This window comes from Thalassotalea loyana, assembly GCF_030161435.1.
GTDB lineage: Bacteria > Pseudomonadota > Gammaproteobacteria > Enterobacterales > Alteromonadaceae > Thalassotalea_G > Thalassotalea_G loyana.
In genome coordinates this window covers 21,560-44,072 of sequence record NZ_BSSV01000004.1, presented here as the reverse complement: position 1 = coordinate 44,072, position 22,513 = coordinate 21,560, and the positions used below count along the sequence as shown (strand labels likewise).

At 40.8% G+C, this 22,513-nt stretch carries 19 protein-coding genes and 1 tRNA gene; 10 read left to right on the top strand and 10 right to left on the bottom strand.

Annotated elements, in window-relative coordinates:
• Nucleotides 1–4: 4 nt before the first annotated feature.
• From QQK05_RS10020 to QQK05_RS10010, 3 genes are all read right to left on the bottom strand, one after another.
• Nucleotides 5–1,243 (bottom strand): integrase domain-containing protein, encoded by a 1,239-nt coding sequence (locus tag QQK05_RS10020; RefSeq protein ID WP_284298156.1) that lies wholly within the window; start codon nucleotides 1,241–1,243, stop codon nucleotides 5–7.
• Nucleotides 1,244–1,407: 164 nt separating this feature from the next.
• A tRNA-Ile gene (locus QQK05_RS10015) sits at nucleotides 1,408–1,484 on the bottom strand.
• A gap of 155 nt (nucleotides 1,485–1,639) precedes the next feature.
• A complete protein-coding gene (locus QQK05_RS10010; RefSeq protein WP_284298154.1) occupies nucleotides 1,640–4,378 on the bottom strand; it encodes a choice-of-anchor B family protein in 2,739 nt (912 codons plus the stop codon).
• A gap of 124 nt (nucleotides 4,379–4,502) precedes the next feature.
• Between QQK05_RS10010 and QQK05_RS10005 the strand changes: the two genes are divergently transcribed.
• Entirely contained in the window at nucleotides 4,503–5,243 is a 741-nt protein-coding gene (locus QQK05_RS10005; protein WP_284298152.1) for an MbnP family copper-binding protein, read from the top strand.
• A gap of 1 nt (nucleotide 5,244) precedes the next feature.
• On the top strand, nucleotides 5,245–6,363 hold the full coding sequence (locus QQK05_RS10000; protein ID WP_284298150.1) for a methanobactin export MATE transporter MbnM: 1,119 nt from the start codon (nucleotides 5,245–5,247) through the stop codon (nucleotides 6,361–6,363).
• 78 nt (nucleotides 6,364–6,441) lie between these two features.
• Here the strand turns inward: QQK05_RS10000 and rpoD are convergent, their stop codons facing one another.
• The 4 genes from rpoD to rpsU all read right to left on the bottom strand — a co-directional run bounded on the left by rpoD (nucleotide 6,442) and on the right by rpsU (nucleotide 11,178).
• Nucleotides 6,442–8,292 (bottom strand): RNA polymerase sigma factor RpoD, encoded by a 1,851-nt coding sequence (rpoD, locus tag QQK05_RS09995; RefSeq protein ID WP_284298148.1) that lies wholly within the window; start codon nucleotides 8,290–8,292, stop codon nucleotides 6,442–6,444.
• 257 nt (nucleotides 8,293–8,549) lie between these two features.
• Nucleotides 8,550–10,310, bottom strand: a complete 1,761-nt coding sequence (gene dnaG / locus QQK05_RS09990) for a DNA primase (RefSeq protein WP_284298146.1) — start codon at nucleotides 10,308–10,310, stop codon at nucleotides 8,550–8,552.
• 172 nt (nucleotides 10,311–10,482) lie between these two features.
• Nucleotides 10,483–10,929, bottom strand: a complete 447-nt coding sequence (locus tag QQK05_RS09985; RefSeq protein WP_284298144.1) for a GatB/YqeY domain-containing protein — start codon at nucleotides 10,927–10,929, stop codon at nucleotides 10,483–10,485.
• A 33-nt stretch (nucleotides 10,930–10,962) separates the two neighbouring features.
• On the bottom strand, nucleotides 10,963–11,178 hold the full coding sequence (gene rpsU / locus QQK05_RS09980) for a 30S ribosomal protein S21 (protein WP_193022122.1): 216 nt from the start codon (nucleotides 11,176–11,178) through the stop codon (nucleotides 10,963–10,965).
• Between the two features lie 217 nt (nucleotides 11,179–11,395).
• On the opposite strand from rpsU, the gene tsaD reads away from it, so the two are divergent.
• Nucleotides 11,396–12,409 carry a tRNA (adenosine(37)-N6)-threonylcarbamoyltransferase complex transferase subunit TsaD gene (gene tsaD, locus QQK05_RS09975; protein WP_284298142.1) on the top strand — a complete coding sequence of 338 codons (1,014 nt, stop codon included), beginning with the start codon at nucleotides 11,396–11,398 and terminating at the stop codon, nucleotides 12,407–12,409.
• A gap of 49 nt (nucleotides 12,410–12,458) precedes the next feature.
• Here tsaD and plsY read toward each other — a convergent pair whose 3' ends face one another.
• Complete coding sequence (gene plsY / locus QQK05_RS09970; RefSeq protein WP_407704880.1) at nucleotides 12,459–13,073, bottom strand: glycerol-3-phosphate 1-O-acyltransferase PlsY; 615 nt, start codon at nucleotides 13,071–13,073, stop codon at nucleotides 12,459–12,461.
• A 445-nt stretch (nucleotides 13,074–13,518) separates the two neighbouring features.
• Between plsY and folB the strand changes: the two genes are divergently transcribed.
• The 5 genes from folB (at nucleotide 13,519) to QQK05_RS09945 (ending at nucleotide 17,430) form a co-directional block, all read left to right on the top strand.
• The gene (folB, locus tag QQK05_RS09965; protein WP_284298140.1) at nucleotides 13,519–13,881 is read left to right on the top strand and encodes a dihydroneopterin aldolase; all 363 of its coding nucleotides are present in this window, start codon (nucleotides 13,519–13,521) and stop codon (nucleotides 13,879–13,881) included.
• On the top strand, nucleotides 13,881–14,369 hold the full coding sequence (gene folK / locus QQK05_RS09960) for a 2-amino-4-hydroxy-6-hydroxymethyldihydropteridine diphosphokinase (RefSeq protein ID WP_284298138.1): 489 nt from the start codon (nucleotides 13,881–13,883) through the stop codon (nucleotides 14,367–14,369). Before folB ends, folK begins: the two co-directional genes overlap by 1 nt.
• Before the next feature lie 5 nt (nucleotides 14,370–14,374).
• Nucleotides 14,375–15,202, top strand: a complete 828-nt coding sequence (locus QQK05_RS09955) for an undecaprenyl-diphosphate phosphatase (protein ID WP_284298136.1) — start codon at nucleotides 14,375–14,377, stop codon at nucleotides 15,200–15,202.
• 126 nt (nucleotides 15,203–15,328) lie between these two features.
• Nucleotides 15,329–16,486, top strand: coding sequence for an acyl-CoA dehydrogenase family protein (locus QQK05_RS09950; protein WP_284298134.1), 1,158 nt, complete (start codon nucleotides 15,329–15,331; stop codon nucleotides 16,484–16,486).
• Between the two features lie 95 nt (nucleotides 16,487–16,581).
• Complete coding sequence (locus tag QQK05_RS09945; protein WP_284298132.1) at nucleotides 16,582–17,430, top strand: tetratricopeptide repeat protein; 849 nt, start codon at nucleotides 16,582–16,584, stop codon at nucleotides 17,428–17,430.
• Between the two features lie 74 nt (nucleotides 17,431–17,504).
• On the opposite strand, the gene QQK05_RS09940 is transcribed toward QQK05_RS09945, so the two are convergent.
• Together QQK05_RS09940 and rpsT are read right to left on the bottom strand one after the other, a co-directional pair.
• Entirely contained in the window at nucleotides 17,505–19,160 is a 1,656-nt protein-coding gene (locus QQK05_RS09940; protein ID WP_284298130.1) for a dipeptidyl-peptidase 3 family protein, read from the bottom strand.
• Between the two features lie 144 nt (nucleotides 19,161–19,304).
• Nucleotides 19,305–19,565: a 30S ribosomal protein S20 gene (gene rpsT, locus QQK05_RS09935; protein WP_193022114.1), complete on the bottom strand. Its 261-nt coding sequence runs from the start codon at nucleotides 19,563–19,565 to the stop codon at nucleotides 19,305–19,307.
• 241 nt (nucleotides 19,566–19,806) lie between these two features.
• Here rpsT and murJ point away from each other — a divergent pair, with 241 nt between their 5' ends.
• Both murJ and ribF read left to right on the top strand, forming a co-directional pair.
• Nucleotides 19,807–21,393: a murein biosynthesis integral membrane protein MurJ gene (gene murJ, locus QQK05_RS09930; RefSeq protein WP_284298128.1), complete on the top strand. Its 1,587-nt coding sequence runs from the start codon at nucleotides 19,807–19,809 to the stop codon at nucleotides 21,391–21,393.
• 175 nt (nucleotides 21,394–21,568) lie between these two features.
• The gene (gene ribF, locus QQK05_RS09925) at nucleotides 21,569–22,498 is read left to right on the top strand and encodes a bifunctional riboflavin kinase/FAD synthetase (protein WP_284298126.1); all 930 of its coding nucleotides are present in this window, start codon (nucleotides 21,569–21,571) and stop codon (nucleotides 22,496–22,498) included.
• Nucleotides 22,499–22,513 lie beyond the last annotated feature (15 nt).

The window sequence follows — 22,513 nt, the reverse complement described above, 5'->3', positions numbered from 1 at the left end:
TTGTTTATCCAACCACTTTTAATTTGTTAATAGACTTAGCTACTTTTCCCGTTTTAGCTTGTTCTATTCGTTCAGACCACCAAGCCATCATCACTCGCCTACGCTCAAGATACTCAGCGCGGTTATAAGCGCGTCTGACTTCATTTTTATCTATATGTGCGAGTGCTGCTTCAATAACGTCAGGATCAAAGCCTTGTTCGTTTAACGTGGTGCTGGCTAGCGCACGTAGGCCATGAGAAACCAATTCACCAGCAAAGCCCATACGTTTTAACGCCATATTCGCACTTTGGCTGTTTACGTGACTGTTATTGTTTCTGTGGCTTGGGAATAGATATTCATTGTTTCCTTTTAAGGACTGTAAGAATTCAAGAATCTCTAGTGTTTGCTCTGTCAGTGGAATGGTATGTGGCTTTTTCATCTTCATACGTTCCGCAGGAATAACCCATACTTTATTTTCTAGATCTATATCTTTCCATTTGGCGGTTGCGGCCTCTATAGGACGCGTCATTGTGTGTAACTGCCATTCAACTAATGTGCGTGTTACTCTGGTTATGCTGGCGTTGTAGAGTGCTTTCATTAGTTCAGGTAAACGCTCAGGCTTAATAGTTGCCATGTTTGTCTTTTTGGGGGCAGGGAATAATTTTGTTATATCAGCTAGATAATTAATTTCGATTAAGCCACTGGCAACAGCTAGGCGCATGATCTCATTTATATAGCGACAAAGGCGTTTGACGGTTTCTAAGTTACCTTTGTTTTTAATGGGGGTCATTATGTCGATAATGGTTTTAGGCTTAATAGCATCAACGGGCAAGTTCTTTAATTCAGGTAACACATGCTTTTTCAGTGCTTGCCATGCCTTGTCTGCCGTTTCGGCTTTTACTTGCTCTTTTTTTAACGCCAGCCATTTATCAGCAACAACTCCAAACGTATTTTCTAAAGCGTCTTTTTTAAGTTGTTCTGTTTCTTCACGGTGAGTTTTAGGGTCGATGTTCTGCGCAAGTAACTCTCTAGCGTCTTTACGCTTTGTTCTAGCTTGGGCCAGTGTTACTTCGGGATATTTGCCTAAACCAATGTTAGCGCGTTTTTTGGTGTACGGTCGATAATAGTTAAATAGCCAAAGCTTTGAACCGTTGGGCTTAACTCTAAGCTGTAGGCCATCACCATCAGCAAGGTTATATTCCTTACCTTTAGGCTTTGCTTGTTTAACTTCTGTATTGGTTAACGGGGTAGTAACTCGCGCCATAGTAACACCAAAGTTAGTAACATTAAGTAAGTGTTACTACGAGTGTTACTTAAAAACTTGAATGTAGCAAGTTCTTATTAACCGTTAAAAACCTTGATTTATGGCTGGATTAGGCGTTTTTATTGAAATATTTGAGTGTTATTGACCATTTCTAAGAGTGGAAATGGTGGCCCCTCCCAGACTTGAACTGGGGACCTACCGATTATGAGTCGGGTGCTCTAACCAACTGAGCTAAAGGGCCATTCTTTGAATTCACAAGAATATGTGAATGCGTGGGAGTATAAGCATTTTTTATTTTCTTGTCACCACTGCTGCTTTAATTTTTCCTTTCTTTTTAATCGATAGCTTAATTGTTGAGCAATCAACGAAATATCAATTGCTCAACAGGGCGCAATACTACCTTTTTCGCTTGATTAAACTGCAAGGAATTAACAGCAGTAATAAGCTAAATATCACGCCACCACCAGACGATGAACTTGTTGTCGGTGTTGGCGCTGGTGGAGCAACTACTGAGACTTGAACACTCTGAGAGCTTGATGCCTCACGAAAATCTGTCGCAGTAAAGCTAAACGTTAGTGTTCCAGCTGCATTCGGTGCCGTGAATGTTGCACTTGTTGTTGTTGCATTAGTCAACGTGACGGTTTCACCACCTGTTTGTTCCCATAAGAATGTCATTGAATCACCTTCAGCATCGTTGACGGATGCGTTAAGCGTTACACCTTGACCTGTATTTACTTGGAAGTTCTCAGATAGGGTGATCGTTGGCGCTGTATTGAGATCATTATCAGCAATCGTAATGTTAATTGCTTGGTTTGCGCCCAGTCGACCATCACCAACTGCGGTAAGTTGAACACTAAATTGCTCTGACTCTTCCTCATTCTCATCATCAACAATGCCAAGTTGAATGGTTTGTGGTGCATTGTCACCATCGGCCCACGTTAATGTGCCTGATGTTACTTCAAAATCAGAAGACTCATTTGCCGTATTTGCGATGGTGGCGTAAGTAACTGACAATTCATTGGCCGTATTGCCCACTCGATTCACTGTTAGGGTGATTTCACCCGATTGCTCAGCGACTTCTAGGTTTGCTTCACTAAAACTTGCTGCACCAGTATCCAATTTTCCAGCTATGTTAACTCGTGTGTAACTGTGCTGACCTAATGTTGCACCTTGTGTTGGATTAAATAAACGAATGTAAAAGGCTTCTTGAAGCTCATTGGCATCGGTTTGTGGGGCTATCTCTATTGAAATCGTTTGAGGGGCATTGTCATTTGCCGCCCAATCCAATTGACCGTTGGCAAGCGTAAAATCGTTACCGATTTCTGCGCTACCCGAAAACACTTGATAACTAACGCTTGTTGCATTGGTTAAGTCTGCACCGTCTCGATTCACCGAAAGCAATAAATTACTACCTTGTTCTGTATTTATGCTCGTGCTATCGAATGAAAATCGACCAACGTCAGAGTCTTTAGCATTATCACGTAAGATATATAGACCGCTGTTAATATCACTGACTAAAATATTGCCTGACGGTAAAAATGGGTAAACGCCCCAAGCACCATTAAAGCTTGCGTTATTACTAGGTGGGTAGGTATCAAAGAAGCCTACTTCATTAGGTTGAGTTGGGTCTGTAATATCGAGAATCGTTAGCCCGCGTGTATAGTTCGACATATAGTAGCGATTGCCACGCACATAGCCATTGTGATCAATGGCTGGTGTTGGTCCTGTCCATTGACCAACCTGTACGGGTGCAGATAAATCTTCAATTGAAAAAATACGTACTGTGGTGTTTAAACCACCTCGGTACTCGTCAAACTCATCATGAAGTAATACGTATTGTTGATCGTCAGTGCCCCAGCCAGAGTGAATATATTGGTTGTCTGCGGTGACATCACTGTAACTTATTGAGCTTAATAATTGGCTTTGTTCGAAGTTAGAAATGTTCCAAAGCTTCATTTCATTTTCATTGAAATCAACAAAGATAGTACAGCTGCCTTCGCTTACGCCACAATGGCTTTGTGCACGCTCATCACTCACTGTAATTGATGTGCCATCGTGCGTATAACCATTACCAAAAAAGGTATTTTGGCTTTCAATTAGCGTTTTAGGGTTATCGAGCGAGTAGCTTTGGAAAGCACCAGCTCGCTCATTGGCACCAACTATTTGTAGACTAGCTTCTTGTTCAGGTAACGCGATGTTCAAGCCATAATCAACATTTGAAATGTAGACGTTATGAGCCACGCGCACGACATTGTTGTTTTCAACTAGGCTAACTGAGTGAGGCAGGGCATTTAGGTCGATAATTGAAACAAAGTCAGTTTGGCCTGAACGAGAACCTTCGGTTGTAACATAGGCATATGCTTGCCAAACCTTTAGGTCTTGATCGAAGTATTGGTAAACTTTAACGTCTCGCCAGCCTGAGCTAACACCTTCAATAGTGCCAACTTCTACAGGAGACGTTGGATCCGTGACATCAACAATCACAGTACCATTTTCGACTGCCATAATGGCATATTCGCGTTGGTTATTTAAATCAACATGCCCCCAAATATCGGTACCTGCAGCTGGGCTAGATGACATTTGGCTTAGTGGGAAATGTGCAAGTAGATCGATGTTATTACACGCAAACATATCCGCTTGGCCATTTTCGCACGCCATATTATGTTGTGCCTGCGATAGCTTTTGATAGTCTGCAAGTTTTTTGGTCAATGCACTATCGATTTGCGTTGCTTTACCATCATTTAATACCCGAAAGCCTTGATTACGGAGTGCCTTTGACATTTCTTTTGGAACATTGACTAAGGTCGTAATATTGGTATCAGGGCTTTGCGATTGGAAATGATCAAAGCGGTTATAACCGCCAAGAATCGGAACAATTGTACTTTTTAAATAGAATAAATCTTCACTCGAGCTAACGGAATATTGTCCAGCAGATAGCAGAACACGATCGCCTTTATTCGCTTGTTTTACCGCATATGCTATTGATTTACATGGACGAAATACGTTTTCACATTGACCAGTATCTTTCCCAGAAGGCGATACAAATCTCGCTTTATCGTGCTCAGAATGACTATATACATTTGAAGCAAAACATAAGCCTAATGAGCCAACAATGGTAAGGAGGCTATATCGCATATTAACCCTTTTGTATGAATTCTATTTAACTAAAGATAGTTTATTGTTAACATTTTTTTAATATAAAGCGAGCGATTTTCTGTAGTTCTTAAAAATTGTCGCGATAAGAGAGAAGAGTAAAGCGTTGAAGTATGTAATTATTATTTTATGTTTTTTGGGACTGCTAACGGCTTGTAGTAGTGAGAAACAAAAATCGTTGACCGTAAATATGAAACATGGCGATGTGTTACTAGATTGTCAGTCACCATGGGACAATGGCAACCAATCGTGGGCTATTGACCAAATTCAGCTATACATGAGCCATTTTGAAATCATGACTGAATCAGGGCAATGGCAAACGATTGATCTTGTTGATAATGATTTCCAAGCAAAAAATGTCGCGTTAGTGTCGTTAATCTGTGGTCAGCCCAATACTAACAATTTGACGCTAGCATTTGACTCATCTATTGGGTCTGTTGAAAAGGTTAGGTTCAAATTTGGTGTTCCATTTGAATTAAACCATGTAAACCCATTAGGTCAACCCAGTCCTTTGAATGTTCCGTCGATGTTCTGGGTTTGGCAAACAGGACACAAGTTTGCCCGCGTCGAACTCAATAATAAAAACGGAGATTGGTTGTTCCATTTAGGTTCAACGGGTTGTTCATCAGCAAGTGCGCTTAGAGCACCAGTTCAGCAGTGTCGACAGCCTAACTTATTTACCGTAGAGCTACCGGTTCAAAATGCTCAGCTAAATATTGATTTTGAACATTGGTTTAATGGGGTCTCATTTGGTGACATGCCTAGCTGTAAATCGCAGCCTGATAATTCAACGTGTCAGGTTATTTTGACCAATTTATTAAACAGCTCTGTGAAGCAAGGGCAATAAAATGCGAATAGTGTTTGTTGTCATCATGTCTATTTTATTAATCGCATGTGAAAAGGCTGAAAAAGAAACTAAAGCATACAAATGGCCTATACCCAATAGCTTTCCAAAGCCCCAAGTACCGATAGATAACCCTATGTCAGATGAAAAGGTGGCGTTAGGTAGAGTATTGTTTTTTGATTGCAATCTGTCGTTTAATCGCACACAATCTTGCAGTAGTTGTCATGAACAAAGCGCAGCATTTGGCGAGAAAATTCCAACATCCGTGGGATCAACGGGACAAAAACACAGGCGAAATGCGCAAGTACTCGTCAATGTCGCTTATAACAAAACGCTGACTTGGGCACATGATGGTCTGATATCGCTCGAACAACAAATATTGATACCCATGTTTGGTGAGGCACCTGTTGAGCTGGGGATAACAGGACATGAAGAAGAGGTTTTATCTCGATTCCGCCAGCCAAAATATTCCAAGCTTTTTGAACAAGCCTTTCCTGAACAGCCGATTAGCTATCAACTGATTGTAAACGCGCTTGCCAGTTATGTTAGGAGCTTGGTTTCTCTCAACTCTCCGTTTGATCAATATGCCTATCAAGGCGATGACAACGCATTATCTGCGTCGGCAATACGTGGAATGAATCTGTTTTTCTCTGAGCGTCTAGAGTGTCATCATTGTCATGGTGGATTTAATTTTACTCAATCAACCAGTCATGAAAAGCAGCTTATTGATCGTCGACCATTCCATAATACTGGGCTATATAACGTTCACGGTGAACAAGGATATCCGAAAAGCGATATCGGGCTGGGTGAAATATCACAGTTAGCTAGAGATAACGGACGCTTTCGCGCTCCAACATTGAGAAATATAACCGAGAGCGCGCCATATATGCATGATGGCAGCATTGCGACACTTTCAGAAGTTATTGATTTTTATGCGGCAGGCGGTCGGAATATTGTTGAAGGTATTAACCAAGGTGACGGTCGCCAAAACCCTTATAAGAGTGAATTTGTTAAAGGCTTTGAATTAACTGAACAAGACAAAGCGGATTTACTTAATTTCTTGGCAAGCTTAACTGATAACACGTTTATCACAAATTCGGCTCACGGGAACCCGAACTTTTAGGTGTTAAATTACATTTAGCTTTATTCGAGGCAAAAAAAATCCAGCTTATGCTGGATTTTCTATTTGCAGAGACAGGCTTTATTCGCCGTCTAAGAAACTCTTAAGTTGTTCTGAACGAGAAGGGTGGCGTAGTTTACGCAATGCCTTCGCTTCGATTTGACGAATACGCTCACGTGTTACGTCAAACTGTTTACCAACTTCTTCAAGTGTATGGTCAGTATTCATGTCGATACCAAAACGCATACGTAATACTTTTGCTTCACGAGCTGTTAAGCCTGCAAGTACTTCGTGCGTAGCATTCTTAAGGTTTTCAGATGTTGCAGAGTCAACTGGTAACTCACCGCTGTCATCTTGAATGAAATCACCTAAGTGCGAATCTTCATCATCACCAATTGGCGTTTCCATTGAGATTGGCTCTTTAGCAATCTTCAATACCTTACGAATCTTGTCTTCTGGCATCACCATACGCTCTGCTAATTCTTCAGGCGTTGGTTCACGACCCATTTCTTGTAACATTTGACGTGAAATACGGTTAAGTTTATTAATCGTTTCAATCATATGAACAGGAATACGGATGGTACGTGCTTGGTCAGCAATCGAACGTGTAATCGCTTGGCGAATCCACCATGTAGCATAAGTTGAGAACTTGTAACCACGGCGATATTCAAACTTATCAACCGCTTTCATCAAACCAATGTTACCTTCTTGGATTAAATCTAAGAACTGTAAACCACGGTTGGTGTATTTCTTCGCGATTGAAATTACAAGACGTAAGTTAGCTTCAACCATTTCTTTTTTCGCACGGCGAGCTTTTGCTTCACCAATTGACATACGACGGTTAATGTCTTTAATGCCATGTACGTTCAAGAAGGTTTCTTGCTCTAACATTGATAGTTTTTGAACACAACGTTCAACGTCTAATTCAACGTCAGATAATTTTTTTCCGTATGCTTCACCTGATGCTTTTTGTGCTTCGAACCACTCTAAGCTAGTTTCATTGCCAGGGAATACTTTGATAAATGTTGCTTTTGGCATACCTGCGCCAACAACACAGTGCTTCATTATTAAGCGTTCTTGAACACGTAAACGGTCCATAACTTCACGCATGTTTTTCACGAGGCGATCAAACACTTTTGGTACGATGCGGAACTCTTTGAATATATCAGCTAATTCATCAATGGCAGACTGAGCGTCAGCATGGTCGCGACCTTTGTCTGAGATGATTTTGTTAGCTGCTTCATATTTTTCACGTAATAAGGTGAATTTCTCACGCGCTTGCTCAGGGCAAGGACCAGTATCTACTTCTTCTTCATCTTCAGAGTCGTCATCTGATTCTAAATCTGAATCTTCATCTTCTAACTCTTCTTCTGAAAGCTCAGAACCAATGTGTGTAGCAGCCGCTGCAACGTCGTCATCTTCCGCGTCAGGGTCTAAAAAGCCAACGATGATGTCGCTTAAACGACCTTCTTCAGCTTCAAAGTTGTCCCACTGCTCAAGTAAGAAGTTAATTGCTGGCGGGTATTCTGCAACACTGCGCTGTACTTCTTTAATACCTTCTTCAATACGCTTGGCGATAACAATTTCGCCTTTACGTGTAAGAAGTTCAACCGTACCCATTTCACGCATGTACATACGAACAGGGTCCGTAGTGCGACCGATTTCACTTTCTACAGTAGCAAGTGCTTGCGCTGCAGCTTCAGCAGCGTCTTCATCAGTGTTTGCTTCAGACATCATTAACGTATCGGTATCAGGTGCATTTTCAAATACCTGAATACCCATGTCGTTGATCATTCGAATGATATCTTCAACTTGGTCTGAGTCAATAATGTCTTGTGGCAGGTGATCGTTAACTTCTGCAAAAGTTAAATAACCTTGTTCTTTACCTTTGGTAATTAACTCTTTAAGTCTAGATTGTGGGGCTTGATCCATTGACTAGTGTCCACCTTTTTGGCTGCAAATTGAGAACAAATAAAGCCGTACATTATAGCCAGCTGACTATAAAAATGCCAGTGAATAACTGTTGCTCAGTTAAAAAACTAACGGCAATATAACTTGCTTAATCATATTGGGGCGTATTTGTGAAAAACAACCCTATAATATCGGTGATCAAGATAACTTTTTTAATTATCGTAGATATTGCGAAAGATGCAGATTTATTTGTTCTTGTTATTAGCTATAGCTTAGCATTAACCTTGATTAAGTAAAGCTTGGAGTTCTTGCTTTTCTTGCAAGTTTATTTCGCCGATTCGAGCTTTTTGTAATAGCACTTCAGTGCGCTGCTCAATGAAACTATTGAACAGTTTTTCAATCGTATCTAAAAAGAATTCTTCGGCATTTTCCGCCATCACACCGTGTTGCCAACAAGCCAATTTTGCTAATTGATTTTCTTCAGCTCGACCACGAAAATTCTCGATAAGTTGTGCACTGTTCATCTCAGGTCGTTGAGAGGTAATGTTGATCATTTCATTAAGCAGCGGAATGCCCGGCATGTTTAAATGCGCAAGTAAATGAGGGTTAGGCATTTTGCTTGCTAAGCTGGGCTGCTCAAGTAATAAAGCAATCGCTAATCGTGTCGGTGTTGCTTTTGTTGGTTTTTGCTGAGCAACTTGTTGCGCTGTCGATTGATTAGCATTGGATAAACGTTGAAGTTGCTTTTCATGGCCTGCGCCAAACTTGTTAGCAAGCTCAGTCATCATCGAGTCTTTTAGTACACTCTCAGGTAACTTTTCTAAATAGGGTTGAAACATCTCGACGAGTGCGGACTTTCCTTCCAATGAATTAATATCAACACGTGATAACAGATGTTCAAATAAAAACTTAGATAATGGCGTTGCTTGAGATAATAGTTGCTCAAAGGCCTCTTTACCCTTGTCACGCACCATAGTGTCAGGATCTTCACCGTCAGGTAAGAAAATAAACTTTAAGGTGTAGCCATCACGAATCAGTGGTAATGCATTTTCCATTGCACGCCAAGCCGCATCTCTACCTGCACGGTCGCCATCATAGCAACAGATGACTTCTTTCACTGTTCTGAACATGGTCTGCAGTTGTTCAAAGGTCGTCGCAGTACCCAATGAGGCGACAGCATAATCGACACCGTGCTGAGCAAGGGCAACGACATCCATATAACCTTCAACAACGACAAGTTTATCAAGGTTTTTGTTGGCAATTTTTGCTTCGTATAAGCCATAAAGTTCATGACCTTTATGATAAATACGGGTTTCCGGTGAGTTAAGATATTTTGGCGTACCGTCACCTAATACTCTACCGCCAAATCCGATATGCCTCCCGCGTTTATCACGAATAGGAAACATAATACGGCCACGGAACCTATCGTAAGGTCGTTGTTTATCGCCTTGAATGGCCATGCCTAAATCAACGAGTTGCTGGCTTGAGGCTTTAGATTGACCAAAGACTTTCATCATGCCATCCCATTGATCGGCAATATAACCAATGCCGAATTGCTTGACGATTTCGCCAGTTAATCCGCGCCCTTTTAAGTAATCGATTGCGACGTCCTTATCTTCTGCAACTTTAAGTTGCTGTTGATAAAAACGACTAATTTGCGCCATTAGTTCATAATCGTCTTTGCGTTGCTGGGCAGCTTGGATGTCTTTGCGTTGTTGCTCTGGTGATTTGTTTGATTCTTCACGCGGTACGTCAAGTGAATGGTATGAGGCGAGTTCTTCGATTGCGTCAACAAATTCAAGGCGATCAAATTCCATGATAAAGGAGATAGCATTACCATGAGCTCCACAGCCAAAGCAATGATAAAACTGTTTATCTTGGCTAACCGTAAATGAAGGTGATTTTTCGGTATGAAAAGGACAGCACGCTTGGTAATTTTTACCTGCTTTTTTTAGCGGAACGCGTGAATCAACAAGCTCAACGATATCCGTTCTTGCTAATAGGTCGTCGATAAATTGTCGTGGGATCAAGCCTGCCATAAAGAAAAATCTTTACCTTGAAAATGAAAATTTTAGTGTGCCTATTCTACACATTAAATACGATCAATGTAGAGGATAGGGAGAAGAATTTTGAATTATTATAATAGAAAAAATAAAGCCGTATTAACCTATGGCTAATACGGCTTTATCAGAAGGTGTTTCTGCAATTAAACTAGTTGTTTAAGGCTGCTCTCACTTTACCGCTTACCGCGCCTAAGTCTGCTTTGCCTTGCATTGCTGGTTTAAGTAAACCCATTACTTTACCCATGTCTGCCATAGAAGCAGCGCCAGATTGTGCAATAGCATCAGAAATCATTGATTCGATTTCTTCATCAGTTAAAGGTTGTGGTAAGAAATCTTCAAGTGCTTTCACTTCAGCAGCTTCTTTAGCTGCGAGTTCATCACGACCACCATCAAGATACATCGTCATTGATTCTTTGCGTTGCTTAACCATTTTGGTTAATACGCCGATAATGCCGTTATCATCAAGTTCGGTTTTGTTATCGATTTCAGCCTGCTTAACAGCAGAAATCGCCATGCGAATAACGCCAAGACGGTCTTTGTCTTTGGCACGCATAGCGACTTTCATTTCGTCTTTGAGCTTATCTAGCAGAGACATCTGCAATTCTCAACAATATATAACTAAGGTTAATTAGTACATACGAACGCGACGAGCGTTTTCTCTAGAAACTTTTTTAGCGTGACGTTTAACAGCTGCTGCTTTCTTACGCTTACGTTCCCAAGTTGGTTTTTCATATGATTCGCGACGGCGTACTTCTGAAAGAATACCTGCTTTTTCACATGAACGTTTGAAACGACGTAAAGCTACGTCAAATGGTTCGTTTTCTCTTACTTTAATTACTGGCATGTTGCCTTCTACCTTAGAAATATATCTATATAATTCGGCGACTATCTTCGGTTTTAAAAACCTGATATTCACCCGCTCTATCAAAAATGGGTGGCACATTCTATTCCGTTATTCTTGTTGTGTAAAGTTAATTCATCTTTAATCTGGTTAATTTGTTTCAAGACGGGTAAAATCTCGCCTCAATTAAGAGTTAATAAAGCTTAAAGGGTTTAAGTAAATGCGAATTTTGGGTATCGAAACCTCATGTGATGAAACTGGTATTGCTATTTACGACGAAGAAAAGGGCATTATGTCCCATCGTCTATATAGTCAAATAAAAGTTCATGCCGACTATGGCGGGGTAGTGCCAGAGCTTGCATCACGTGACCATGTTCGCAAAACCATTCCTTTAGTTAAAGAAGTCTTAGCTGAGGCAGGCATATCACCAAATGAGTTAGATGGTGTCGCATATACTGCAGGACCCGGTTTAGTGGGAGCCTTATTAGTAGGTTGTTCGATAGGGCGAAGCCTTGCTTATGGCTGGGATTTGCCTGCGGTTCCTGTTCATCATATGGAAGGGCATTTACTTGCACCAATGTTAGAAGATGATGTACCTGATTTTCCATTTGTTGCATTGTTAGTATCAGGTGGTCATACGATGCTAGTGCGCGTCGATGGTATCGGTAAATATGAGTTACTGGGTGAGTCCGTTGACGATGCCGCAGGCGAAGCGTTCGATAAAACGGCTAAATTGCTAGGGTTGGATTACCCAGGTGGACCGGTTCTAGCGAAAATGGCGCAAAACGGTACGCCGGGACGATTTAAGTTCCCACGTCCTATGACCGATCGACCAGGATTGGATTTTAGCTTTTCTGGCTTAAAAACGTTTGCAGCAAATACGATTGCGAAAGAAGAACAAACGGAGCAAACAAAAGCTGATATTGCTTTTGCGTTTCAAGAAGCCGTTGTTGATACTTTGGCGATAAAATGTAAGCGAGCATTGACTCAATGTAACTTGAACCGCTTGGTTATTGCTGGTGGTGTAAGCGCCAACACGTCGCTACGAGAGAAGCTTGATCAAATGACAGCGAAACTTGGTGGTAAAGTCTTTTATCCGCGCCCAGAGTTTTGTACCGATAATGGTGCAATGATTGCGTACGCTGGTATGCAACGATTGAAAGCCGGTGTCTTTGCCGATTTAACATTTAAAGCAACACCGCGTTGGCCTCTAGATACACTACCTTCAGTATAGCTCACAACAAATCACAACTAAAAAAGCAGAGTCTCAAACTCTGCTTTTTTTATTCTGCACCTAAATCGTCGTCTTTTTGTGACTTGGATACTTTGGGTTCTGCACCTCTAATCAATCTCATAATATTGTGTTTGTGTCTGAAGACAATAAGTATTGAAATCATCAGTACTGGGTACACATAAATTGGTTTGAGTAAATAGGTATAAATAGGTGCAAGACTTACGGTTACTATCGCCGCTAAGCTTGAATATTTTGTCTTTTTAAGGACGAGTATCCAGGTCAGTATCAATAAACCCGAAAGGTCGTATCCGATAGGTAACATGACACCGAAAGCTGTGGCGACGGCTTTGCCTCCTTTGAAATCAAAGAAAATAGGGTACATATGACCCAAACACGCCGCGACCGCAATGACGCCTAAGTAAACAGGTTCTAGCCCCAGAAAGTAACCACTCCAAACCGGTATTGTCCCTTTAAGTACATCAAAGATTAATACCATGGCTGCTGTTGGTTTATTACTAAGGCGAAGTACGTTGGTTGCACCAGGGTTCTCTGACCCCGCCGTTCTAGGATCGGGTAGATTGAGCATCTGGCAAAGAAGAATTGCACTCGAGATAGAAGCAAACAGGTAAGCGAGGATAGACATGATGATCGTAATCAATAACATGATTTGTAACCTCCCTTAGCGAAAAAACGATTGTTTGCTACTCATTTTGCCATTCTATCCTTACCCACACTAGTTTTTCTAGGTATTATACCAATTTAATTAAATATTTAATCGATTCAGAGCTTCTTCAGGGAAGCAGAACAAAGTAAATTGATGTAGGTGTAGTCATTCTTCATCAAAAAAATTTACACCGTTATCACTTTCCTGACGAGCTCCCAAGGGCTAGTTTAAAAGGCTTATATGCGTCGTTGCTCAATTTAACAAGGGAATAATCATTTTCTGCATTAAGCGCTTAGCCTCTAAGCCTTTTAATTCTCGCTGAATGACCAAATATTTAATGTAATTGGTATTGATGGTAAACTCATGCCAATTTTTAGTTATATCAAATTATCTGCTGTAAAAGATAATGTGCAAATTGTGCTTATAGCAGTATCGAGAATAATAAATGGATAAAGTATTTATTTCGGGTTTATCAATTCAAACAACGATTGGTTTCTATGACTGGGAAAAAGAAATTAAACAAACGTTAGTATTTGATTTAGAGCTCGGTTGGGACATTAAGCCTGCGGCTGAAAATGATGAACTTGCAAAAACGTTGGATTATGCTGAAATCTCTCAAGAAATAGAGCGCTTTGCTAACGATAACCCAGTTGATTTGCTTGAGACGTTAGCCGAACGAACAGCGAAGCATATTATCACTCAATACAACGTTGAATGGCTAAAAATGAAAATTCACAAGCCAAATGCTGTGCACAATGCACAAAGTGTCGGCGTAGAAATTGAACGCACAAAGGCTTCTTTTTTATAATGGCACAAATTTATATTTCGATCGGCTCTAATATAGAGAAAGAAATAAATATTATAAAAGGCTTAAATGCGCTTAGAGAGACCTTTGGCACGTTAAGTCTTTCTTCATTATTTGAAAGTGAATCTATTGGATTTGATGGCCCCGTTTTCTACAATATGGTGGTAGGTGCAAGTACTCACTTATCTCTCGAGGATTTAGCAATAACGCTTCGAGATATTGAGTTTTCACATGGTCGAGATTTTGATGCGGTGAAAAATAGTCCAAGAACGTTAGATTTAGATATACTGCTTTATGACAATCTTGTCACCAACGATCCTGTTCAATTACCAAGAGAAGAAATTACTCGAAATGCATTTGTGCTTTGGCCACTTGCTGAATTAGCGCCAATGCTAAAGCACCCTGTAACAAACCAGAGCTATCAAGCGCTTTGGCAAGCGTATGACAAAACAACTCAACAACTAAGGAAAGTGCCACTTAATTGGCAATAAAGTTTATGACGACGTTAGAAGTATTTTTACTTGCATTGATTCAAGGATTAACAGAATTCTTGCCAATATCAAGTTCAGCACACTTAATTTTGCCATCGCAAATTTTAGGTTGGATTGACCAAGGAATGGGGTTTGATGTTGCGGTTCATGTTGGCTCCTTGGTTGCGGTGTGTTTATATTTTCGTAAAGAGATTCGAGATATTCTTGTCGCATGGTATGCAACGCTTACACCGAATAAAGAAGATGACGCGCTACTAACCGCCGAAGAAAAACTCAATGGCCGACTCGCTTGGTGGATACTATTTGCTACTATTCCTGCTGGCGCTTTTGGGTATTTAGGTGCCGATTTTATTGACGCTAACCTTCGTTCTGCACTGGTTATTGCGATAACAACGATCGTTTTTGGTCTGCTTTTAGGTTTTGTTGATATTAAAGCGAAACAAAACGTGCCATTGGAAGCGTTTACTTTCAAGAAAGCAATGATTATTGGTTTTGCCCAAGCGCTAGCAATTATTCCTGGAACATCACGTTCGGGTATTACAATGACGGCCGGTTTGATGCTTGGTCTTAGTCGAGAAAATGCAGCACGCTTTTCATTTTTGATGTCAATTCCTGCGATCGCAATGGCAGGTGGCTACATGACGTTAAAACTCATCACGGGCAATGAAGTGGTTGATTGGTCAGCGATGGGTATGGGAGCTATTGTTGCGTTTATTAGTGCTTATGCGTGTATCCACTATTTCTTAATTTTAGTGAATAAGATTGGCATGATGCCGTTCGTTATATACCGTCTTATACTCGGTGTAGTGTTACTCTGGTTCGTTTACCAGTAAATTAAGTGTACAAATAACGAAACAAAACAAGCGCACCAATTGGTGCGTTTTTGCTTTCTGAAGCCTGAAAACATCACTCGAGCATGAGATACTGAGCCAATACAAGACAACAGGTAGAGAACAATAATGGATTTTTCATTAACAGAAGAACAATTGATGATCCAAGATATGGCCAAGAAGTTTGCTGACACTGAGCTTGCGCCTATTGCCGCTTCACTTGATGAAGGCAAGAATCACGATAAGTTTTTAGTAAATCTGAACCAATTAGCTGAGTTAGGTTTCATGGGGATGAATGTTAAAGGGGAGTATGGTGGTGTTGAGGCCGGAACCGTAGCATTTAGTTTAGTTATTACTGAACTTGCAAAGGCTTGTGCATCTACTGCCGTTACAACTTCTGTGACAAATATGGTGGCGGAAGTCATCCAAGCCGTTGGTACCGAAGAGCAGAAAGAGACACACTTAACCAAGATTTGCACAGGTGAATATAAAGCGGGTGGGTTTTGTTTAACTGAGCCAAGTGCTGGTTCAGATCCGGCTGGTATGAAAACAACCGCTGTTAAAGACGGCGATGAATACGTACTTAACGGTAGCAAAATATACATTACATCGGGAACATTTGCCGGTGTTTTTGTCGTTTGGGCAGTTACCGACCCTAGTGCGCCGAAAGGTAAAGGTATTTCTTGTTTCTTGGTTGAAGCGAATACGCCAGGCTTAAATATTGGCAAGTTAGAAGACAAGATGGGCCAGAAGGCGTCTCATACGACCGAAGTTCACTTTGAAGATTGTCGTATTCCTGCGAGCAATTTAATGGGGCAAGAGAATAAAGGCTTTGCAATTGCTGTTGGTGAATTAGCTGGCGGTCGTATTGGTGTTGGCTCTTTGGCGCTTGGAATTGGAATGGCAGCCATGGATTATGCTCGTGAGTTTATTACTGAACGTAAGCAATTTGGTCAGCCGTTAGCTAATTTTCAAGGTTTACAGTGGATGCTAGCGGACAGGTACACAGAGCTTGAAGCTGCTCGCTTGTTATTAATGCAAGCTGCTTGTGATAAAGATGCGGGCAAGAATTTCTCGAAGGGCGCTTCGATGGCAAAACTATTTGCGTCAGAGAAAGCGAATCAAGCATGTTACGATGCATTACAGATGTTAGGTGGTGCTGGGTATATTAAAGAATATCCGGTCGAACGAATGGCGCGAGATGTGAGAATTACCTCTATTTATGAGGGCACAAGCGAGGTTCAGCGTATTATTATTTCTCGTGAATTACTCAGAGAAATCGCTTAATTCAGTAGACTATTGAAAAATTTTGGGGCAAATGCTTGTGAAAAAGTCCTTTGCCCCCAAATAATAAGGACATTATTCGAAAATTTGAGCGTGCCATGATCAAACCGGCTTTACCGATTACGATTGAAAACTTCCAACAGGTTATCTTAGAAGACTCTAAAATTAAGCCTGTCCTTATCGCCTTTTGGGCCGATCAGGTCCCCGAGAGCGTCGAGCTAAAAGCTAAGTTAGAACAAGCAACTGCTGCCTTTCATGATAGTATTTTGATGGCTGAAATTGACTGTCAATCGCAACAACAAATTGCTGCTCAATTTGGTATTCAAGGCTTGCCTACAGCGATTATTATTAAAGACGGTCAACCTATTGATGGTATTGCTGGTCCTCAGCCTGATGACGCTATTCAAGCCTTTTTAGATAAGTACTTACCTAAACCACAAGACGGTTTACTAAAACAAGCACAAGAAGCACTTGCCCAACAAGATGCTAATCAAGCATTCACATTGGCTAAACAAGCCTATGAGTTAGATCCGGAACGTGTAGATATAAAATTTACCTTAATCGAAGCGTGCATTTTAATAGGAAAATTAGAGGATGCTAAAGCCTTGCTAGATACTATTAAAATGGTTGATCAAGATGCTACCTATCAAGCGCTCGTGTCAAAATTACAATTAGCACTAGAGGCGTCAGATTCACCAGAATTAAAGGCACTTGAAGATGCACATGCTCAAGCACCTGATGACGTAGATGTGATCCATCAACTTGCGGCGCAATATAGCCAAGCGAACCGACATGAAGATGCCCTCAATCTGTTATTTAGACGCGTACAAACCACTCGAGATGACGCTGATTCAAAGAAGAAGTTACTCGATGTGATTAATGCGTTGCCAGATGGTGACCCATTGGTGATGAAGTTTAGACGTAAACTATATACCTTGATGTATTAGTCATACGCGATAAACAAAAAAGGCAGAGTATTTATACCCTGCCTTTTTTTGTGGAGAACAAGTTTACTGAACGGCTATAAACCCAATACTTGTTTACCTTGTTTGAAGGTAATATCAACAGGTATTTCTGCTGCTTCAAGGCGAGCCAAATCTGCCGCTAAATCAGCCTTGATCATACCTGATGCTTCAACGAGTTTAGCAACGCCTTCATAATCACCGTTCCCCTGTAAGGTCAGGATTAATTCAGAAAGCGAGTCGATAGCTTGCGTCATTTTTTCCATGTTTACACTATACAAACCGTCTTCAGATCGGCTAAATGCCCCATGCTCTTGGAAATAATTAAAACGAACCATGTTTGCTTTTCCGTGAGCAGAGCTTGCACCAAAACGTACTGAACGGAAAATACCTGCCATAAATGTTGTGTAGTAATCTTCTAATTGACCTTCTGTGATCGCACCTTTAGCAAGTAATTGGCGAACCATGTAAAGACCTAAGATATCCGCTTTGCCTTCCTCTAAAGCAGAAGCGTGCTCTTTTAAAGATTGGCGCACTGTACCTTTGCCGTTGATTGTATTCTTGATACCTAAACCATGTGCAACTTCGTGGAACATAGTATTGGCAAAAAATGCGGTAAAAGTGACGTTTTCTCTTTGCTCAGGTACGATTAGCGTTGCTGCAATAGGCTGCATAATGCTGTCGAATTTTGCTTGCATAGCATTCTTCAGCTGAAGGCGACGAGTACCTTTGGCTAACTGAACTTCTTCGTCATTGGGTAAGTTGATAGCGATTGTTTTACCACCGGCATTTGAGTGGCCTGCGTAATAAACAACGTCATATGCGTTTAAGTCGGCATCAGAACCCGGCACTTCCGCTTTATATTTCTTATTAACCGGAAGTTCTTTTTGAAGTTCAGGTAGGTAAGCAGCGTATTTAGCGAGTTTCTCACTCCATGCCATGTCTTTTACTAAGACATAAGATTCAAAGCCAGCACGGTAACCATACAACTGATCTTCGTAAGTTTCGATTGGACCAATCACAACATCTATCATGTTCTTCTTCATGTCCATCCATGCAAAATCAGAGGCTTGATAATCGTCATTACGCATAGCAGTTGCACGCATTTTTAAGTAATTAGCAAACTCTTCGTCTTCTGCATAATCAGAGGCCTTTTCTAATATTGCAGCTGCACGGCTAATTTCATCACTGAAAGCTTCTGAATAGGCAATAGTTGACAATTGGCCTTCGTGATCGCGTCGCACTAGAGAATACAAACCATCTTTGTCATCAAATTTAGCGGCTTCAAATTCAGCTTTTGTCATATCATGAGGGTAGAATTCCGCGCCAGCAGACTTACCTTCGAATCCCTCAAGGAATGGCTTATCACCATTCATGCGGTCCCATGGACCATAGTTTATTGCAGCAAATTGGCGAAGTTTTTCATCTTTGATGCCAGCAAGAAAGCTTTCCTTATTTTCCCCGAACGCTTGCTTCCAGAATAACTCATCCATGATGTCAGAAGCGTCAATTAATAAGCTAATTAATTTTCTTTGATTATCGGAAAGGTGAGATAGGTCAGCTGATAAGGTCACCGGCTCATAGATATCTAAACGGTTTTTGTATTCAGGAACAACTTGATATTGTGCTTGTTGTGCTGCTTGGTCCGCTTGACCACAACCTGCTAAGGCAGTACCGGCAACGACGAGCATAGCTGCAATTTTATTTAATTTCATTTTATTTTATCCGAAGCATTTAACGGGTAGAGACTAGAAAATTATCGTAAGAACTTCAAGTGCCATTATTGGCAGATGATATTTTTATGAGGATATAAAAAAACCGGCAGTAGCCGGTTTTTTTAAATTTTATAAAAACAAAGATTAAAGTGCTTGGATAGCAGCGTTTAAACGGCTCTTGCTACGAGCAGCTTTGTTTTTGTGAATAAGACCTTTAGTTGCGTAACGATCTAAGATCGGTGTAGCTGCTGCAAGTTCTTTAGTTGCAAGTTCTTTGTCACCGGCTTCAATTGCAGCGATTACTTTTTTAACTAAAGTGCGCATCATTGAACGACGGCTTGCATTGTGTTGACGGCGCTTTTCAGATTGTACCGCGCGCTTCTTAGCTTGCTTTGAGTTAGCCAAGGTGAACTCCTAAAAATAATAAAAAATATAGCCTAAATTTAAGGCGACGAAATATGCCTGTTTTTGTGGCGAATGTCAAATCTTTTGATGATTAATTTATCGCCTGAATCACCTGGTGCAGTATTATATAGTCTTCGAGCGCGCAAGCAATAAGTTTTCTATTGTTTATGTTAAGTTTTTACAGGCATAATAATTCTTTTGTGCGCAATGCCGTGTTTTCCATATTTCTGAGTAATTTACCTTGAGTAAAAAGTTAATTAAATCGGGCTTTATTGTTAGCTTTATGACACTGATTTCACGAGTGTTGGGCCTCGTTAGAGACAGTGTTATTGCTTACATCATGGGTGCTAATGCTGCAGCCGATGTGTTTTTATTCGCGAATAAGATCCCTAATTTTTTGCGTCGCTTATTTGCCGAAGGTGCTTTTGCTCAAGCTTTTGTTCCTGTGCTAAGTGAAGCCGAAGCGCAAGATGAAAAAGAGGGGCTTGATAAATTTCATACGAAAAAACTGATTGCCCAAGTTTCTGGGACACTCGGTACCATTGTGACCGTTGTCACGTTAGTGGGTGTGATTGCTTCTCCAATACTCGTCGCGACTTTTGGTTTTGGTTGGTTTCTTGATTGGCTTAATGGCGGGCCACATGCTGATAAATTCGAATTGGCAAATTCGTTACTAAAAATTACCTTTCCATATTTGTGGTTTGTTAGCTTTGTTGCATTGGCGGGTTCTGTACTCAATACGCTCGGTAAGTTTGGTGCGTCGGCATTTACGCCGGTTCTGTTAAATGTTGCCGTTATATCATGTGCAATTTTTCTTTCTCCTCAGTTTGAAGAGCCAGCATATGCTTTAGCTTGGGGAGTGTTTTTAGGCGGGGTATTACAATTACTATTTCAAATCCCTTTTATGTACAAAGCGGGTGTTCTTGTTAGGCCTAGGTGGGCATGGAATGAGCCAGGTGTTATCAAAATTAGAAAGCTGATTGTACCTGCTTTGTTTGGGGTATCGGTGACTCAAATTAATTTATTGCTTGATACTGTCATTGCCAGCTTCTTGGTTACTGGCTCTATAAGCTGGCTTTATTACGCGGATCGGCTTTTAGAGTTTCCGCTTGGCTTATTTGGCATTGGTATAGCCACTGTTATCTTACCCAGTTTATCGGGCTTGGCCGCGAGAAAAAATTTACAAGAATTCTCTGATACGCTCGATTGGGGTATTCGTGTTATTTGCTTGTTTGGTTTCCCTGCATTAGCCGGTTTGATGGTTATGGCACAGCCGATTATCATGGTGCTCTTTATGCGGGGGGAGTTTTCTGAACACGACGTTATTCAAGTCTCTATGGCATTGTTTGCTTATCTCTCTGGCTTGCTTAGCTTTATGTTTATAAAAATCCTAGCGCCGGGGTACTACTCTCGTCAGGATACCAAGACACCCGTCAAAATAGGCATTATAGCTATGGTTGCAAATATGGCGTTTAATTTGGCATTAGCACCATTTTATGGCTATGTGGGTCTTGCGATGGCAACGACGTTATCGGCAACCTTAAATGCATATTTACTCTATAGAGGATTAAAGGGGCAAGGTGTCTATCGTTTATCAAGTACCGCAATCAAAATGATGGTGAAAATGCTTTTCAGCGCTTTGACGATGGCGTTTGTTGTTTACTGGTTGTCGCCATCATTTGACGAATGGTTGAGGTTAAGTTTCTTCAATAGAATTGTTCAACTAATACTGTGTATCGGTGTGGGTGTCGTCTGTTATTTCGTTACTGTTAGTCTGTTAGGAATTCGGGTTAGACACTTCAAAGTGACATCAAATACCGATACTTAAGCGTCGAAATATAAAATTCCAAAATAAATTGTTTGAATTTGCTCGCAGGTGCTGATTCTTCCTGCTGACTGATATATAATTCGTCAGTTTTTATGGTGTAAGTTTTAAAATGGGATTAAAACGCGGCTTTTAGACGCTTTATTCTCGTAAAACTAAATTAGGGTTTTTTGATTAAATGCAACTGATTAGAGGTATAAAAAATATACAACCAGAAGATCATGGTTGTGTATTAACCATCGGAAATTTCGATGGTGTGCATTTAGGTCACCAACGAGTGATTCAAGCCTTAATTGAGAAAGCTAAGCAGCATGATGCGGTGCCAACGGTAATGGTTTTTGAGCCTCAGCCACAGGAGCTTTTTGCTGGCGATAAAGCCCCTGCTCGGTTGACAAGATTACGTGATAAATATCGTTATCTTGAAGAGCTTGGTGTTGAGCGTTTGATGTGTGTAAATTTTAGTAAATCTTTTGCCAGTCAAACAGCAGAAACGTTTATCGAAGAATTGTTAGTTAAACAGCTTGGCGTCAAGCATTTGATTATTGGTGATGATTTTCGATTCGGTAAACAGCGCCAAGGTGATTTCACCATGTTGAAAAGTTACGGTGAACAATTAGGTTTTACGGTAACAGATACAGCAAGTTTTAAATTTGAAGACTGTCGTATCAGCTCGACAGCCATTCGTAGTGCTTTAGAGCAAGACCATTTAGATGAAGCTGCCCGAATGCTTGGTCGAGACTATGCAATTTCGGGAAAGGTTTTTCACGGAGATAAAAACGGTCGAAAGTTGGGTTTTCCAACAGCTAACGTTTTACTAAAACGACGAGTTTCACCTGTGTCAGGCGTCTATGTAGTAAAAGTAAAACATAACGAGATTGAATATTTTGGTGTTGCCAATATTGGTTGTCGTCCGACACTCGCTGGCGTTAGACAACAACTAGAGGTCCATATCTTTGACTTTAATCAAACGATATATGGGCAACACATTGAGGTGATTATGTTGAAGAAGTTACGTGCTGAACGTAAGTTTGATTCCTTAGACGCCTTAACACAACAGATTAAAATTGATAGTGAGCAAGCTAAATCATTTGTAGCAACGCTTGCCTAATAACAACGGATATAA

Bases quoted from the DNA above. Each gene is read 5' to 3' on its own strand.
- QQK05_RS10020 (WP_284298156.1), bottom strand. From the start codon at position 1,243: ATGGCGCGAGTTACTACCCCGTTAACCAATACAGAAGTTAAACAAGCA.
- QQK05_RS10010 (WP_284298154.1), bottom strand. From the start codon at position 4,378: ATGCGATATAGCCTCCTTACCATTGTTGGCTCATTAGGCTTATGTTTT.
- QQK05_RS10000 (WP_284298150.1), top strand. From the start codon at position 5,245: ATGCGAATAGTGTTTGTTGTCATCATGTCTATTTTATTAATCGCATGT.
- rpoD (WP_284298148.1), bottom strand. From the start codon at position 8,292: ATGGATCAAGCCCCACAATCTAGACTTAAAGAGTTAATTACCAAAGGT.
- dnaG (WP_284298146.1), bottom strand. From the start codon at position 10,310: ATGGCAGGCTTGATCCCACGACAATTTATCGACGACCTATTAGCAAGA.
- QQK05_RS09985 (WP_284298144.1), bottom strand. From the start codon at position 10,929: ATGTCTCTGCTAGATAAGCTCAAAGACGAAATGAAAGTCGCTATGCGT.
- rpsU (WP_193022122.1), bottom strand. From the start codon at position 11,178: ATGCCAGTAATTAAAGTAAGAGAAAACGAACCATTTGACGTAGCTTTA.
- tsaD (WP_284298142.1), top strand. From the start codon at position 11,396: ATGCGAATTTTGGGTATCGAAACCTCATGTGATGAAACTGGTATTGCT.
- plsY (WP_407704880.1), bottom strand. From the start codon at position 13,073: ATGTTATTGATTACGATCATCATGTCTATCCTCGCTTACCTGTTTGCT.
- folB (WP_284298140.1), top strand. From the start codon at position 13,519: ATGGATAAAGTATTTATTTCGGGTTTATCAATTCAAACAACGATTGGT.
- folK (WP_284298138.1), top strand. From the start codon at position 13,881: ATGGCACAAATTTATATTTCGATCGGCTCTAATATAGAGAAAGAAATA.
- QQK05_RS09955 (WP_284298136.1), top strand. From the start codon at position 14,375: ATGACGACGTTAGAAGTATTTTTACTTGCATTGATTCAAGGATTAACA.
- QQK05_RS09950 (WP_284298134.1), top strand. From the start codon at position 15,329: ATGGATTTTTCATTAACAGAAGAACAATTGATGATCCAAGATATGGCC.
- QQK05_RS09945 (WP_284298132.1), top strand. From the start codon at position 16,582: ATGATCAAACCGGCTTTACCGATTACGATTGAAAACTTCCAACAGGTT.
- QQK05_RS09940 (WP_284298130.1), bottom strand. From the start codon at position 19,160: ATGAAATTAAATAAAATTGCAGCTATGCTCGTCGTTGCCGGTACTGCC.
- ribF (WP_284298126.1), top strand. From the start codon at position 21,569: ATGCAACTGATTAGAGGTATAAAAAATATACAACCAGAAGATCATGGT.